The 14,536-nt window shown below is 63.0% G+C and carries 13 protein-coding genes and 1 pseudogene; 3 read left to right on the top strand and 11 right to left on the bottom strand.

From position 1 onward, the window contains the following. From PSEMO_RS27230 to PSEMO_RS27215, 4 genes are all read right to left on the bottom strand, one after another. A complete protein-coding gene (locus tag PSEMO_RS27230; protein ID WP_178392065.1) occupies positions 1 to 1,071 on the bottom strand; it encodes a type IV toxin-antitoxin system AbiEi family antitoxin in 1,071 nt (356 codons plus the stop codon). 231 nt (positions 1,072 to 1,302) lie between these two features. Further along, entirely contained in the window at positions 1,303 to 1,704 is a 402-nt protein-coding gene (locus tag PSEMO_RS27225; RefSeq protein WP_009041659.1) for an ExbD/TolR family protein, read from the bottom strand. Between the two features lies 1 nt (position 1,705). Further along, on the bottom strand, positions 1,706 to 2,428 hold the full coding sequence (locus tag PSEMO_RS27220) for a MotA/TolQ/ExbB proton channel family protein (protein WP_075805985.1): 723 nt from the start codon (positions 2,426 to 2,428) through the stop codon (positions 1,706 to 1,708). 33 nt (positions 2,429 to 2,461) lie between these two features. Then, positions 2,462 to 3,280 carry an energy transducer TonB gene (locus tag PSEMO_RS27215; protein WP_075805984.1) on the bottom strand — a complete coding sequence of 273 codons (819 nt, stop codon included), beginning with the start codon at positions 3,278 to 3,280 and terminating at the stop codon, positions 2,462 to 2,464. Positions 3,281 to 3,620: 340 nt separating this feature from the next. On the opposite strand from PSEMO_RS27215, the pseudogene PSEMO_RS27210 reads away from it, so the two are divergent. Then, positions 3,621 to 4,479 (top strand): annotated as a pseudogene (locus tag PSEMO_RS27210) (LysR family transcriptional regulator). A 92-nt stretch (positions 4,480 to 4,571) separates the two neighbouring features. Here PSEMO_RS27210 and PSEMO_RS27205 read toward each other — a convergent pair. From PSEMO_RS27205 to dibA, 6 genes are all read right to left on the bottom strand, one after another. Next, complete coding sequence (locus PSEMO_RS27205) at positions 4,572 to 5,561, bottom strand: sulfate/molybdate ABC transporter ATP-binding protein (RefSeq protein ID WP_075805983.1); 990 nt, start codon at positions 5,559 to 5,561, stop codon at positions 4,572 to 4,574. Between the two features lie 3 nt (positions 5,562 to 5,564). Continuing rightward, a complete protein-coding gene (cysW, locus tag PSEMO_RS27200; RefSeq protein WP_075805982.1) occupies positions 5,565 to 6,437 on the bottom strand; it encodes a sulfate ABC transporter permease subunit CysW in 873 nt (290 codons plus the stop codon). A gap of 13 nt (positions 6,438 to 6,450) precedes the next feature. After that, complete coding sequence (gene cysT / locus PSEMO_RS27195; protein WP_075805981.1) at positions 6,451 to 7,269, bottom strand: sulfate ABC transporter permease subunit CysT; 819 nt, start codon at positions 7,267 to 7,269, stop codon at positions 6,451 to 6,453. A gap of 85 nt (positions 7,270 to 7,354) precedes the next feature. Beyond that, positions 7,355 to 8,362 (bottom strand): sulfate ABC transporter substrate-binding protein, encoded by a 1,008-nt coding sequence (locus PSEMO_RS27190; protein WP_075805980.1) that lies wholly within the window; start codon positions 8,360 to 8,362, stop codon positions 7,355 to 7,357. Between the two features lie 54 nt (positions 8,363 to 8,416). After that, the gene (gene oscA / locus PSEMO_RS27185) at positions 8,417 to 8,599 is read right to left on the bottom strand and encodes a sulfur starvation response protein OscA (protein WP_007941032.1); all 183 of its coding nucleotides are present in this window, start codon (positions 8,597 to 8,599) and stop codon (positions 8,417 to 8,419) included. A gap of 235 nt (positions 8,600 to 8,834) precedes the next feature. Then, positions 8,835 to 10,727, bottom strand: a complete 1,893-nt coding sequence (dibA, locus tag PSEMO_RS27180) for a phosphodiesterase DibA (protein ID WP_075805979.1) — start codon at positions 10,725 to 10,727, stop codon at positions 8,835 to 8,837. 149 nt (positions 10,728 to 10,876) lie between these two features. Between dibA and desA the strand changes: the two genes are divergently transcribed. Beyond that, positions 10,877 to 12,061, top strand: a complete 1,185-nt coding sequence (desA, locus tag PSEMO_RS27175) for a delta-9 fatty acid desaturase DesA (protein ID WP_075805978.1) — start codon at positions 10,877 to 10,879, stop codon at positions 12,059 to 12,061. Positions 12,062 to 12,200: 139 nt separating this feature from the next. Continuing rightward, a complete protein-coding gene (locus PSEMO_RS27170) occupies positions 12,201 to 13,178 on the top strand; it encodes a GGDEF domain-containing protein (RefSeq protein WP_075805977.1) in 978 nt (325 codons plus the stop codon). 127 nt (positions 13,179 to 13,305) lie between these two features. Here the strand turns inward: PSEMO_RS27170 and PSEMO_RS27165 are convergent, their stop codons facing one another. Beyond that, positions 13,306 to 14,514 carry a response regulator gene (locus PSEMO_RS27165; protein WP_075805976.1) on the bottom strand — a complete coding sequence of 403 codons (1,209 nt, stop codon included), beginning with the start codon at positions 14,512 to 14,514 and terminating at the stop codon, positions 13,306 to 13,308. Between the last annotated feature and the right edge of the window lie 22 nt (positions 14,515 to 14,536).

The following is a 14,536-nucleotide window of genomic DNA, read 5'->3' as shown; positions in this document are numbered from 1 at the left end:
TCAGATCATCAGTATCTCGCTCCTTAGTTGGGCCGCCAGCTCCGCGTTGCGTCCGCGGCCATCAAGCAGGTCAAGGTACTGAATAAAAGGACTGGTGGACCACGTTCTTTGCGTCGGTGAATAGTCCTGAAACAACTGAGTTGCGCCGGCACGTTCGATCAGGACCACGTTGGCTCCTTTTTCCGCTGGCTTGAGTCCGATGGCTTCGGCCATTTCCCGCACATCCCGAGGTGCGACCAGTTCGGCGACATCCACGTGAGTGAGCAGCGGAGACAAGCGGTTGGCGGCGATCGCCCCCGTGAACGCAAGCGGGCTTTTGCTGGCGGCCATCCTGGCGCCGAGCTTGTCGGCAAGCTGCCTGGGGTCCTCGCAGAAGAAATACCAGCGGGTCTTGTCCTGCTTGCGCTGTGCCCAGTCGCGGGCCCAGGCATCCAGCAGTTCTCCCGGTCGGCTCAGGCGACGAAGGCGGTGTCGGCCCTGCCCCTGGGACTCGACCCACTCCAGTCGCTCCAGCGCTTGCAGAACCGTTGAAACCGAATAGCCGGAGGTGCTGGAAAGCTCGACGATATCCAGGCCGTGAAACCAGTCACCGCGCGACTGCAGCAAGGCGTGCACGACCATTTCCCGGGCCCCCCTGAACAACGCAACTTCCCGAGGGGCAGCCCTGGCTTTTGGCTTGCTGCCTTCGATATTGATCAACCAGTTGCGATGCTTCAGGAACAACGCACCCGCCGAATCGAAGAAGCCGACACCGCGTTGCTTCAGCGCTTCCTTCGCGCCCTTGCTCAAATGCTCGGCAAGCACCATCGGGACGATTTGCGAAGGATGTTGCGCACGGGTCCTGTGGCCCTCCAGCTTCCAGAGCGCTTCCCGGGCGTCACGAGGGTAGAAGGTCTTGCGGATGAAAAAGATCAGTTGCCATTGACCGTCGGGCGTTTGCAGGACTGCCGACGCGTCAGGTTCGGCATCGCCTTTTGCCGATCCGAAACGGATATCGCTGACAAGGATGCCACTCGCTTCGTGCAACGCATCGGCAAAGCCGTGCATCAGCAGCTCGTTTGAACCGTCCACCGTTTCCTCCATCAAGCCGCTGGCAAAGCTTCTGATTTTGGAATAAGCCTACTTTAGCTGCGCAGAAAAACAAGCATAAACAGGTTTTGATTTTGCAAATCACCTTGTTTTTCTGATCAGAAAAACAAGCAAAATCAAATCTTCTACCGAGAAAACAGCTCTTCTCCAAACAAAAAAAGACCAGCCCCTGCCACAGGACCGGCCTCCAAGTTTGCCTGAGTTGCATATTGCTCAGCGTGCGGTGATCACCGACAGCTTGGTAATCCCCGCACGTTCGATCGAGGCCATGGCGCGCGCCACTTCCCCGTAATTCACTCCATCGTCCGCCTGCAGTTGCACCCGTACCTCGGGGTCCTTGGCTTTCGCCGCCTGCAGGTTGGTTTCCAGCAGATCCGGCTGGATTTCATCCTTGTTGATAAACAGCTTCCCTGCCCCGTCGATGCTGACCACCAACGGATCCTTTTGCTCCACCGGGGCCACAGCCTCGGTCTTGGGTAGGTTGATCGGGATGGCGTTGGTGAGCAGCGGCGCGGTGACGATGAACACCACCAGCAGCACCAGCATCACATCCACCAGCGGCGTTACGTTGATCTCGCTGAGAACTTCGTCGCTGTCCTGGGTCGAAAAGGCCATGTCACACCGCCTCTTTCACAGGCTGGCCAGACGAGGCATTGGCCTTGTGCAGCGCAGGGTGGGCGATGACGCGGAAGGCACTCTTCTGCGCGAGGCTGTAGAAGTCGTGGGCGAAGTCGTCGAGGTCAGCGGCGGTGAGCTTGAGGCGACGCAGGAAGTAGTTGTAAACCAGCACCGCCGGGACCGCGACGGCGATACCCACGCCGGTGGCGACCAGCGCCGCACCAATCGGCCCGGCCACGGTTTCCAGGCTCGCCGAGCCCGCCGCGCTGATGCCCTTGAGCGCTTCCATGATCCCCCAGACCGTACCGAACAGGCCGATGAAGGGCGAGGTGCTGCCGATACTGGCGACCACGGCCAGGCCGGTTTCCAGCGAGCGGCGCTCACGCACGATCTGCTGGCGCAGGGCGCGTTCCAGACGGTCCTGGTGGTTGATCGAATGGCTCAGGTCAGTCGCCTGGCCCGGCTCGCCAACGGCGATGGCGGCATAGCCGGCCTGGGCGACACGGGCAGCAGAGCCCGGCTGGGTGTGGGCCAGGTCGGCCGCCGAGTCGAGGCTGGAGGCGGCCCAGAATTGCTTGTGGAAACGCTTGTCCTGGTTCTTCAGGCGGACGAACTGCACGGTCTTGACCAGGGCCAGGCCCCAGGTGACCACGGAGAAACCGACCAGCAGCCAGATCACCGCGCTTTCGATGGATTCAAGGGGGGAGGCCAATAAGCTCATGATGTGTTCTCTCTGTCGTTGCGCGAATTTGGGTTAGCGAATCTTGAAATCGATGGGCACGCTCACCCAGCCTTCCTGGGGTACATCGCCCTGCTTGGCCGGCACGAAACTCCAGCGCTTCACCGCTGCCAGTGCGGCGTCATCGAGTTGCTGGCGCCCACTGCTCTGCTGGATCTGGATCTCGCCGGGCTTGCCCGTGGCGAGCACCTTGACCCGCAACAGCACCGTGCCTTCCCAGCCGCGACGCTGGGCCAGCGACGGGTATTCCGGCGCCGGGTTCTTCAGGTACGCGGCGTTGGCCGAGGCCGGGGTCACCGGGGCGGGCGCTGGCGGAGCCGGTGGCGCGGGGGTTGCCGGAGTCGGTGCCGGAGTCGGTGGCGTCGGCGCTGGCGGTTGTTCCACTGGCTTGGGCGCAGGCTTGGGCACCGGTTTCGGCACAGGCTTGGGCTTGGGTACCGGCTTGGGCGGCGGCGGCTTCACGGCCAGCTCGTCCTCGACCGGCGGTGGCGGCTCCACCACCGGCGGCGGTGGTTCGACTACAGGTGGCGGCGGCTCCACCACCGGCGGCGCCGGCTGGGAGAACTCGATGGTCATCGGTGGAATCTCTGGCGGGACCACCGGCAATACCGGGGTCGGCGCCTGGCTCACCCAGTACGCGGCAGCGCCATGCAGGACCAGGGCGAACACCCCCAGCAGGACTTTCTCGCGACGGTTCAGAGCACTGCGCGGCGTACGCTGCAAGCGCTGTTGCCCAAGCGGCGAACGGTGCGGCCGGCCGAGGTCGACCAGTTCGCCCGGCGTCGGGCGCCACAGCACATCAACGGCACTGGCGGCGGTCTGGACATTACCCATTGATCAACTCCTGGGGGTTCGGTGCATGCTTCGAAGGCGGTTGAAGGTGTGCCCTCGCTTGACCGAATGATCCGGGTCAGACGCTTATCTCCGAAAGTAATCTTTAAAGTTATGGATAGAATTTTGCGCTATATACGATTTATCCACAGCGCTGTAACCCCCGCAGATCAAGGCCTCCAGCGAAGCGGGCAAAACGCCATGCCTTTGCTGCATTGAAAATATTCCCCAAAGGCATGGGAAATCGGTGCTTTTGCTGACTGATGTCATATGCATTTCGGTTATTTATTTATGTTTTTACATATGTTTACCGAATAAGCGATTGCCTTTATAAGGTGACGCCATGCACATCGACCTTCGCCAACTCCGCCACCTCATCGCCCTTGCCGAACACCGCAGCTTCGTTGCGGCCGCCGGTGCGGTGAAGCTGTCCCAGTCCGCTTTCAGCCGCAGCATCCAGGCGCTGGAGCAGAGTGTGGGCTGCCAGTTGGTGGAACCGGGCGAGCAAGGACCTGGCACCGACCCGGCAAGGCCTGGTGGTGCTGGAGCATGCGCGGCGGCTGGTCAGCGGCGCGTATCAGCTGAGCAACGAGATTCGCCAGTTCAATGACCTGGAAGCCGGGGAGCTGCGCTTTGGCTGCGTGCCGGCGCTGGCCGGAGGATTGGTGCCACGGGCGATTGCCGGGTTTGTCGGGCGCTATCCGCGGGCGCGGGTGCTGTTCGAGGCCGATTGCAGCTTGCAGGACGAGGCAGTCGAATTCTTCATCGCGGATTGCCGGGCATTCGAAGGCGATTCGGCGTATCGCGTGCAGAAGCTGAGGGCGCGGAGCTGGCAGTTGACCTGCCGGGTCGGGCATCCGTTGGCGTTGCAGGAGAGCGTTGGCGTCGAAGAGCTGTCAGCCTGGCCGCTGGCGATTCCCGGCGGTGAACCGAGCCTGGCCGAGCTGCCGGCGACCATCGAGTGTGCCGATAGCCAGGGCCTGCGTGGCGTGCTGCTGGGGTCGAATGCCCTGGGGGTGAGCCATGGGGGGCAGGGGCTGGTGCGGCTGAAGGTCGAGGGTTGGATGGTGGACGAGGCGCGGTATGGGATTGTCAGCCGGGCTCGGCAGCGTTTGTCACCTTTGGCAGAGGCCATGGTGGAGTGGGTGCTGGAGGTGGATCGGGTGGGGGATGAGATGGATCTGGGGTTGGTGGCGGTCTGAGGGATTTTCAGTGAATTTGAGGGCCCTATCGCTGGCAAGCCAGCTCCCACAGGGATCGCAGCGGGCTTGCCGGCGATGAGGACCTCAAGGCCTCAGATGTTCTCAACCTTCTGCCAGACCTTCGGCTTGAAGAACAAGGTCTCACCCCGGGCCAGCCCGGTCAGGCTGTCATGGTCCTTGACCACCTCGGCCTCGATCAGCTCGCTCTGCCCTTCCACCTTCAGGGTCACCCGGGTAGTCGCGCCCAGCGGCCGGATATCCCGCACTTCCGCGACGTGATGCCCTTCCACTTCATGCCGCGACAGCGACACTTCATGGGGCCGGAACAGCACATGATGGTTCTCGCTCAGGTGCAGGCGGTTGGAGTCACCCAGGAAGTGATAGACGAAATCACTGGCCGGATTCTCGTACACCTCGCCCGGCGAACCGATCTGCTCGATCACGCCCTTGTTCATCACCACGATGCGGTCCGCCACTTCCATGGCTTCTTCCTGGTCGTGAGTCACGAACACGGAGGTCAGGTTGATGTCCTCGTGCAGCCGCGCCAGCCAGCGACGCAGCTCTTTACGGACCTTGGCATCCAGCGCACCGAACGGCTCGTCCAGCAGCAGCACCTTGGGCTCCACCGCCAGGGCGCGGGCCAGGGCGATACGCTGGCGCTGGCCACCGGACAGTTGCTCCGGATAGCGATCCGAGAGCCAGTCCAGTTGCACCATGTTCAGCAGTTCATGGACCTTCTCGGCAATTTTGCTTTCGCTCGGGCGCTCGCCCTTGGGCTTCATGCGCAGGCCGAAGGCGACGTTGTCGAACACGCTCATATGGCGGAACAACGCGTAGTGCTGGAACACGAAACCGACGTTGCGATCGCGCACGTCGTGGCCCGACACGTCCTCGCCGTGGAAGACGATATTGCCGTCATCCGGGGTTTCCAGGCCGGCGATGATGCGCAGCAGGGTGGTCTTGCCGCAGCCGGACGGGCCGAGCAGGGCCACCAGCTCGCCGCTGTTGATATCCAGGTTGATGTTGTCCAGGGCCTGGAAGCTGTTGAAGCGCTTGCTGACGTTACGAACTTCGATCGACATGAATTATTCCTCCGCCGCACTGTGGCGCAGACGGTTAATGCGGTTCTCGCTCCACTGCTTGAGCAGCAGGATGAAGAGCGCCAGGATCAGCAGCAGGCTGGCTACGCTGAACGCCGCGACATGGTTGTATTCGTTGTAGAGGATCTCGACATGCAGCGGCAGGGTGTTGGTCACGCCGCGGATGTGGCCGGACACCACCGACACCGCGCCGAACTCGCCCATCGCCCGCGCGGTACACAGCACCACGCCGTAGATCAGGCCCCATTTGATGTTCGGCAGGGTCACGTGCCAGAACATCTGCCAGCCGTTGGCCCCGAGCAGGCGCGCGGCCTCCTCTTCCTGGGTGCCCTGCTCCTGCATCAGCGGGATCAGTTCACGGGCGACGAAGGGCACGGTGACGAAGATGGTCGCCAGCACGATGCCCGGCAGGGCGAAGACGATCTGGATATCGTGGTCCTGCAGCCAAGGGCCGAAGAAGCCCTGGGCGCCGAACATCAGCACGTAGACCAGACCGGCGATCACCGGCGAGACCGAGAACGGCAGGTCGATCAGGGTCACCAGGATGCTCTTGCCGCGGAAGTCGTACTTGCTCACGCACCAGGCCGCGCTGACGCCGAACACCAGGTTCAGCGGCACCGAGATGGCCACGGCGATCAGGGTCAGTTTCAGGGCGGACAGGGCATCAGCTTCGAAGATCGCTTCGAAGAAGGTGCCCACGCCCATTTTCAGGCCCTGCGAGACCACGATCACCAGCGGCAACAGCAGGAACAGGGCGAAGATCAGCCAGCCAAGGCCGATCAGGATGCGCCGGGCAGTGGCACTGCCACGGCGGGCGGCGTTGGCCGAAGCGGCCGCGCCAATTGCGGATGCAGACATGCTCAGGCCTCCTTCAAGGGGTTTCGATGCGCCGCTGCAGCAGGTTGATCAGCAGCAGCAGGATGAAGGAAACCACCAGCATCAGCACGCCGATGGCCGTGGCGCCGGTGTAGTCGTACTGGTCGAGCTTGACCATGATCAGCAGCGGCAGGATCTCGGTCTTCATCGGCATGTTGCCGGCGATGAAGATCACCGAACCGTACTCGCCCACGCCACGGGCAAAGGCCAGGGCGAAACCGGTGAGCCAGGCCGGCAGCAGCGCCGGCATCAGCACATGGCGGAACACCTGCAGCGGCTTCGCGCCGAGGCAGGCGGCCGCTTCTTCGACTTCACGGGGGATATCCGCGAGCACCGGCTGCACCGTGCGCACCACGAACGGCAAGGTGACGAAGGTCAGGGCCAGGGTGATGCCCAGCGGGGTGTAGGCGATCTTGAAACCGAGGTCGGTGGCGAACTGGCCGACCCAGCCCGAAGGGGCGTACAGGGCGGTCAGGGCGATACCGGCAACGGCGGTGGGCAGGGCGAACGGCAGGTCGATCATCGCATCGATGATCTTGCGCCCCGGGAAGGTGTAGCGCACCAGCACCCAGGCCAGCAGGGTGCCGATCAGGCCGTTGATGATGGCGGCGAGGAACGCGGTGCCGAAACTCAGCTTCAGCGCGGCGAGGACTCGCGGTGCGCTGACGATGTTCCAGAACTGCTCCCAGGTAAGTTGGGAGGCATGGACGAACATGGCTCCCAGCGGTATGAGCACAATCAGGCTGAGGTACACCAAGGTGTAGCCCAGCGTCAGCCCGAAGCCGGGTATGACGGGAGAGATACGACGCGACATAAAGGTCCCTGGTTGAACGCACGAAGCCCGGGACTAAAGCCCGGGCCCATGCTGGCTACGAAACAAGCATTCTAGACAGGCGAAATCACTGCGCCGAATAGATCTGGTCGAACACGCCGCCATCGTTGAAGAACTTGGGCTGGGCAGTCTTCCAGCCACCGAAGTCTTTGTCGATAGTCACCAGGTCGAGTTTCGGGAACTGGTTGACGTACTGGGCAGCGACCTTCTCGTCACGCGGACGGTAGAAGTTGTCGGCGGCGATCTTCTGGCCTACCGGGCTGTACAGGTACTTGAGGTATTCCTCGGCGATCTTCTCGTTGCCCTTCTTCTCGGCGTTCTTGTCGACCACGGCCACTGGCGGCTCGGCGAGGATCGACAGCGATGGTACGACGATTTCGAACTTATCGTTGCCGCCGTCTTCCTTGAGGGCCAGGAAGGCTTCGTTTTCCCAGGCCAGCAGGACGTCGCCCTGGCCGTTGTTGACGAAGGTGATGGTCGAGCCGCGGGCACCGGTGTCCAGGACCGGAACGTGCTTGAACAGCTCCTTCACGTACTCCTGGGCCTTGGCTTCGCTGCCGCCGGCTTTCAGGCCGTAGGCCCAGGCGGCGAGGAAGTTCCAGCGGGCGCCGCCGGAGGTTTTCGGGTTCGGGGTGATGACCGAGACGTCCTTCTTGATCAGGTCACCCCAGTCCTTGATGCCTTTCGGGTTGCCCTTGCGGACCAGGAACACGATGGTCGAGGTGTACGGGGTGCTGGCGTCCGGCAGGCGGGTCTGCCAGTTCTCCGGCAGGGTCTTGCCGAGCTTGGCGACTTCGTCGATGTCGCCGGCCAGGGCCAGGGTCACCACGTCGGCGCGCAGGCCGTCGATCACTGCACGGGCCTGTTTGCCCGAGCCACCGTGGGATTGCTGGATCTTCACCTTGTCGCTGGGGTTGGCCTGTTGCCAGTGCTTGATGAACTCGGCGTTGTACTGCTGATACAGCTCGCGGGTAGGGTCATAGGACACGTTCAGCAGCTCGTAGTCCTTGGCGATGGCGGAACCGGCAAAAACAGCACTGGCGAGTGCGGCCAGGGCATAACGGCGGATAGACATGGTGAAGCTCCCGATTGGCTTTTTTCTAATTAGGTAGACCTGGGACGCGCGAGCTTAGCTCGGCTTGTTGCCCGGGTTCTGCAGGCGGAATTTTTCCTTGCGTTCGATCTGCACGACTTGCGCGTTGTGCACGGTGATTTCCACGGCGCCGAAGCGCAGGTCGCGCAGGGCGCTCTGGATTTCACGCAGGATGGTGGCTTCGTCCTGACCGTCAACGCTACGCAGAGATGCGCTCATGCTCGTGCTCCTGAAAATGAGGGGGCCCTGGAGCAGCATGTGTAGGAAGGTGACTGCGCCTGGTGTGGGAGCAATCTTAGGGGGGGCTGAATATTCTTAAAAATACTATTTAAGAATTTTTATATAACTGAAAAACAGCTTCAAGCTTCAAGCTTTAAGTCATAAGAAAAAGCAGTCGGCGTTGCACCGGACTGCCTTTGCCCTTTTTTGCAGCTTGAAGCTTAGAGCTTGAAGCTCAAAACCTAAGATCCCGAGCCGGCACCGGCCGCCCATACCAGTACCCCTGCCCCATGTCGCACTGGTGCTCCAGCAGGAAACGCGCCTGCTCCGACTGCTCGATGCCCTCGGCATGGATCGCCATGCCCATGCTCCGCGCCAGGGCGATGATCACCCGGACAATCGCCACGTCATCGTCATCCCCGGGCAAACCGGCGACGAAGCCCTGGTCGATCTTCAGCTTCTGCACCGGCAAGCGCTTGAGCCGCAGTAGCGAGGAATAGCCGGTGCCGAAGTCATCGATGGCCAGGCGCAAGCCCAGGTCGCGCAGGCGATGAAGTTGCTCCAGCGCCACTTCGTGATCGTCCATCACCGCGCTTTCGGTCACCTCGACCTCCAGCCGCGACGGCTCCAGCCCGGTGTCGGCCAGCACCTGGGCGACCTGCTTGTACATCTCGCGGTGGGCAAACAGCCGGCTGGAGACGTTGCAGGCGACGAAGTCGAGGACCTTGCCCTCCCCCAGCCAGCGCACCATCTGCTGGCAGGCCTGGCGCATCACCCACATGTCGATATCGGCGATCAGCCCGGTGCGCTCGGCAATCGGGATGAATTCCCCCGGCGAGATCATCCCGCGCTGCGGATGCTCCCAGCGCACCAAGGCCTCGGCGCCGATCATCTTGCCGCTGAACAGGTCGTGCACCGGCTGGTAGTAGACCCGCAACTCGTCCTGCTCCAGGGCCCGGCGCAGTTCGCTGGCCGTCTCCACCCGCTGCTGGGCATGGGCGGTGAGTTCTTCGGTGTACAGCGCGTAGCCGGAGCGGCCATTGCTCTTGGCCTTGAACAGCGCTGCATCGGCGTTGCGCAGCAGTTGCTCGGCGCTCTGCGCATCGCCCGGGAACAGGCTGATGCCGATGCTGACCGTACTGAACAGGCGATGATGTTCCAGCTCGTAGGGCTCTTTCAGCACATTGACGATCAACTGGGCCAGGTCCGCCGCTTGCGCGACCTGGCCACAGTTCTCGCTGAGAATGGCGAATTCGTCGCCGCCCAGCCGGGCCAGGGTCACGCCCGGGTCGATCACCAGCTTGAGGCGGTCGGCCACGGCCTTGAGCAACTGGTCGCCAATGTTGTGGCCCAGGCTGTCGTTGATGTTCTGGAAGTGGTCGAGGTCGAGCAAGAGCAAGGCGCAGCCGCGCTTGTTGACCTGCGCCGCAGCCAGCGCCTGGGCGGCGCGGTCGTTGAACAATAGGCGGTTGGGCAGGTTGGTCAGCGGGTCATGGTGGACCAGGTGGGCCAGTTCACGCTCGGTGTGTTTGATGGCACTGATATCGCTGAAAACTGCAACATAGTGTGTCAAACGCCCGCTATCGTCGCGAATTGCGCATATGGTTTGCCATTGCGGGTACACTTCGCCGCTCTTGCGTCGGTTCCACACTTCACCGCTCCACTCGCCTTTCTCGTGCAGGGTGGCGTACATGGTCTGGTAGAAGGCCTGGTCGTGGCGTCCGGACTTGAACTTGTTGGGTCGCTGGCCGATAACCTCGTCACGGCTGTAGCCGGTGATGTTCATGAAGGCGCGGTTGACGTGGACGATGATCCCGTCGCCATTGCTGACCAGTACGCCTTCCAGGGTGCTGTCGAACACGGCGGCGGCCATGCGCAGGCGCTCGCGGTCTTCACGCCGCAGGCGCGCGCCGACCCCGATGAAGTTGAGCAGTCGTACTCGCGAGAAAAAGATGAGCAAGGCGCTGCAGCCCGCCCAGACATAGGCGTTGATCAGCTGCCAGCCGGCCCTTTCCACCGGATCATCGAAAACACTGCTTAATATTTGATCAGATACGACCAGCCACAACAGCGACAGCCCCAGGTACAGCGCGGCCATGCGCAAGGCTTCTCGTGCGGAAACAGACATAGCGTCTCGGATGCCCACATCAAAAGATGGGGCATTATAGGGATAGTTTTCCCGGTTGACCTCTTATCTAAAAGGCCGACTGGTTTTATTTGACATGGTGGTAATAATGACCATCGCTGTTCAACCGCTCTAAGAGGGCACTTCCACCTATGTGGTACTACGGTTTACTCGACCTGTCGGCCTGGCAACTGCTGGCGGTCACCCTGCTGATGACCCACGTGACCATCGTCGCGGTCACGGTCTATCTGCACCGCTATTCGGCGCACCGCTCCCTGGAGCTGAATGCCGGGCTCAAGCACTTCTTCCGCTTCTGGCTGTGGCTGACCACGGCGCAGAACACCCGCGAATGGACCGCCATCCACCGCAAGCACCACGCCAAATGCGAAACCGTGGACGACCCGCACAGCCCGGTGATCAAGGGCCTGTCCACCGTGCTGCGCAAGGGCGCCGAGCTGTACCGCGCCGAGGCGCAGAACCCGGAAACCCTGCGCATCTACGGCAAGAACTGCCCCGAGGACTGGATCGAGCGCAACCTCTACAGCCGCTACAAGCTCGGCGGTATCGCCCTGATGGCGCTGATCGACCTGCTGCTGTTCGGCACCATCGGCGTCACCATCTGGGCGGTGCAGATGATGTGGATTCCGTTCTGGGCCGCCGGCGTGGTCAACGGCCTGGGCCATGCGGTGGGCTATCGCAACTTCGAATGCAAGGATGCCGCCACCAATCTCGTGCCCTGGGGCATCGTGATCGGCGGTGAAGAGCTGCACAACAACCACCACACCTACCCCAACTCGGCCAAGCTCTCGGTCAAGCGCTGGGAGTTCGACATGGGCTGGGCCTGGATCAAGCTGTTCACCTGGCTGCGCCTGGCCAAGGTGCAGCGCGTCGCGCCGATCGCCCACCGGGTCGAAGGCAAGGGCCAGCTGGACATGGACACCGCCATGGCGATCCTCAACAACCGCTTCCAGATCATGGCCCAGTACCGCAAGCTGGTGATCGCGCCGCTGGTCAAGCAGGAGCTGGCCCGGGTCGACGACTCGGTGCGCCACCAGTTCCGCCGCGCCAAGCGCCTGCTTTCGCGGGAGACCAGCCTGCTGGAGGACCGCCATCACCAGCGCATCCAGACCATGCTCGAGCACAGCCACGCGCTGAAGGTGATCTACGAGAAGCGCCTGGCCCTGCAGCAGATCTGGGCCCGCACCAGCGCCAACGGCCACGACATGCTCGCGGCCATCAAGGACTGGGTGCACGAGGCCGAGGCCAGCGGCATCCACTCCCTGCGCGAGTTCGCCGCACAGCTGAAAACCTACTCGCTGCGCCCTGCCCTGGCCTGACGGCCACTGATCGGTGCGCCCCGTTCTGGGGCGCCCGTTTCGGAACTTCCCCCCGAAATCAAGTTCTTACCAGATATGTCGCCCGCCTGGCGGGCCGGGCCGTGGCCACTCCCTGCGCCTTACTAGAAGTACTGCGAACATGGTCAAGAACACCCCGCCGTTCACCGCACCTCCAGAAGCTGCCCAGACGCTGCTGGCCTTGATGCACGCCCAGGGCGAAGTCGCCCGCCTGAGCGAGCGCGAGCAGCTGTTCAGCTCGCTGCTGGACAGTGTCAACGCCGTACTTTGGGCCTTCGATTGGGAGAGCCGTCAGGTCCTCTATGTCAGCCCGGCCTACGAGCGCATCTTCGGTCGCTCCGCCAGCCTGTTGCTGGCCGACTACAACCAGTGGCGCGACGCGATCTACCCCGACGACCTCGACTACGCCGAGCGCACCCTGGCCGAGGTGCTGGTCAAGGGCGCGGTGGAAGACCGCGAATACCGAATCATTGCCGCCGACGGCCAGGTGCGCTGGCTCAGCGACAAGTGCTTTATCAACCAGCAGGGCGAAGGCCAGCGGGTGATCGTGGTAGGCATGGCCGAGGACATCACCGACAAGAAGCAGCTCGAAGGCGAGCTGCAGCGCCTGGCCACCACCGACGTGCTGACCCAGAGCAGCAACCGCCGGCACTTCTTCGAATGCGCCGGCGAGGCCTTCGACCGGGCGCGGGTGGAGGGCACGCCGTTGTCGTTCCTGTTGCTGGATATCGATGATTTCAAGCAGGTCAACGACACCTACGGGCATCCCGAGGGGGACCAGGTGTTGCAGCGGATCGCCGACAGCGGCAAGGCGGCGCTACGGCGCGGGGATCTGTTCGGACGGATTGGTGGCGAGGAGTTTGCCGCGGTGTTCCCGGGGTGTCCGCCGGAGATGGCCATGCAGGTGGCGCAGCGCTTGCAGCGGGAGATCCAGCGGCTGAGCTTCAGTCATGAAGGGCAGACCTATGGGATTACCGTGAGCCAGGGGCTGACCGGGCTCAACGGCGAGGATGGGGTGCTGGATGACCTGTTCGCGCGGGCGGATGCGGCGATGTATCAGGCGAAGCGGCAAGGGAAGAACCAGATCGTTCTGGGCTGATCCTGATTTGATGTTGCTCTTCCGGGCCCTATCGCTGGCAAGCCAGCTCCCACAAGGTCCGCGGCGCATGCAATCCCTGTGGGAGCTGGCTTGCCAGCGATAGGGCCCGGAAGATCAATAAAGAATCCTATTCCTTGCGCAACCGCGCCAGCTCCGCCCTTCCCACCTTGAGCAGCCGCGCCGTCTTCCCGGCCGCCAGTTCGTCCAGCCCGTCCTCCGCCGTCAACCGCGCCATCTGCCCCGCCAGGTTCATCACCAGGTCTTCCCGGGAATACACCCCACCACCCAGCTGATACACCGCCGCAATCAGCTCACGCAGCTCCAGCGGCAGGCGCCAGCGTGTGCGCAGGGCCGAACCATAGGCCGCGCCCGCCTTGCCCAGCGCCACCTCGATCTCGTTCTCGTCCAGCTCGCCACCGCCCAGCCGCCATTCCTGCAGGCAACGCAGCAACGCCAGGTCGCCCAGGCAATGCAGCAATCCGGCGCAGTAACAGCGCTCGTAATCCAGCTCCAGCATCTGCGCCAGGTTGCGCCCGTATTCCGCGGCGCGCAGCGACAGGTTCCAGTACTGCTCGGCATAGCGCGCCAGCACCGGGTCGCTGAGCTTGGCACTGCGCTTGAGCGCCAGCCCGAGGATCAGGTTCATGCTCTGGGTGGTCCCGAGCTTGTTCAGCGCCTGCAACAGCGTCTGCACGCCGCCTTCACGGTGCAGCGCCGCACTGTTGGCCGCTGCGATCAGCACCGCAGTGATCTGCGGATCGGCACGCACCTCCTCCTCCAGCACCCGCAAATCCAGGCCCTGGGGGTTCAGCGCACGCTTGATCGCCTGCTGCACATCGGCGAACAACGGCCCGCCATCGGCCGTGGCCCGATGTTCCTCGATAAACCGCGACAAGGTCAGCCCGGCCCGCAGCGGCGGCACTTCGCAGGCGATGGACTCGCCCACCTTGAGCAACTGCTCTTCCAGGCGCTGGCGCAGGGCTTCCAGATTCAGCGGCTTGGTCAGGTAGGCCGTCGGCGCCAACGGCAGGGCCTCGCGCACGCTGGTCACGTCGCTGCGGCTGCTGATGATGATGAACGGCAAGGCCGGCGTACGCGGCCGCGAGCGCACCTTGCGCAACAGGTCGAGGCCATCCAGGCCCGGCAGTTCGCGGGCGGCGATGATCAGGTCGGGCTTGCCGGACAGGCCTTCCAGCGCTTCGTTGCCATTGGCGCAGACCTTCACTTCAGCGTCGCAGCGCACACTGAGCAACATCTGGGTCAACATGTCCCGCACCCACGGGTCTCCCTCGGCGATCATCACCTTGGGCGCGGCAGCGAGGTCTACAGCAGTCATCGGTCTCTCCTTGCGGCTATTA

This window comes from Pseudomonas putida (genome assembly GCF_001941965.1).
GTDB classification, from domain to species: Bacteria; Pseudomonadota; Gammaproteobacteria; order Pseudomonadales; family Pseudomonadaceae; genus Aquipseudomonas; species Aquipseudomonas putida_L.
The sequence above is the reverse complement of the archived record's forward strand: the minus strand, read 5'-3'. Positions and strand labels throughout refer to the sequence as shown.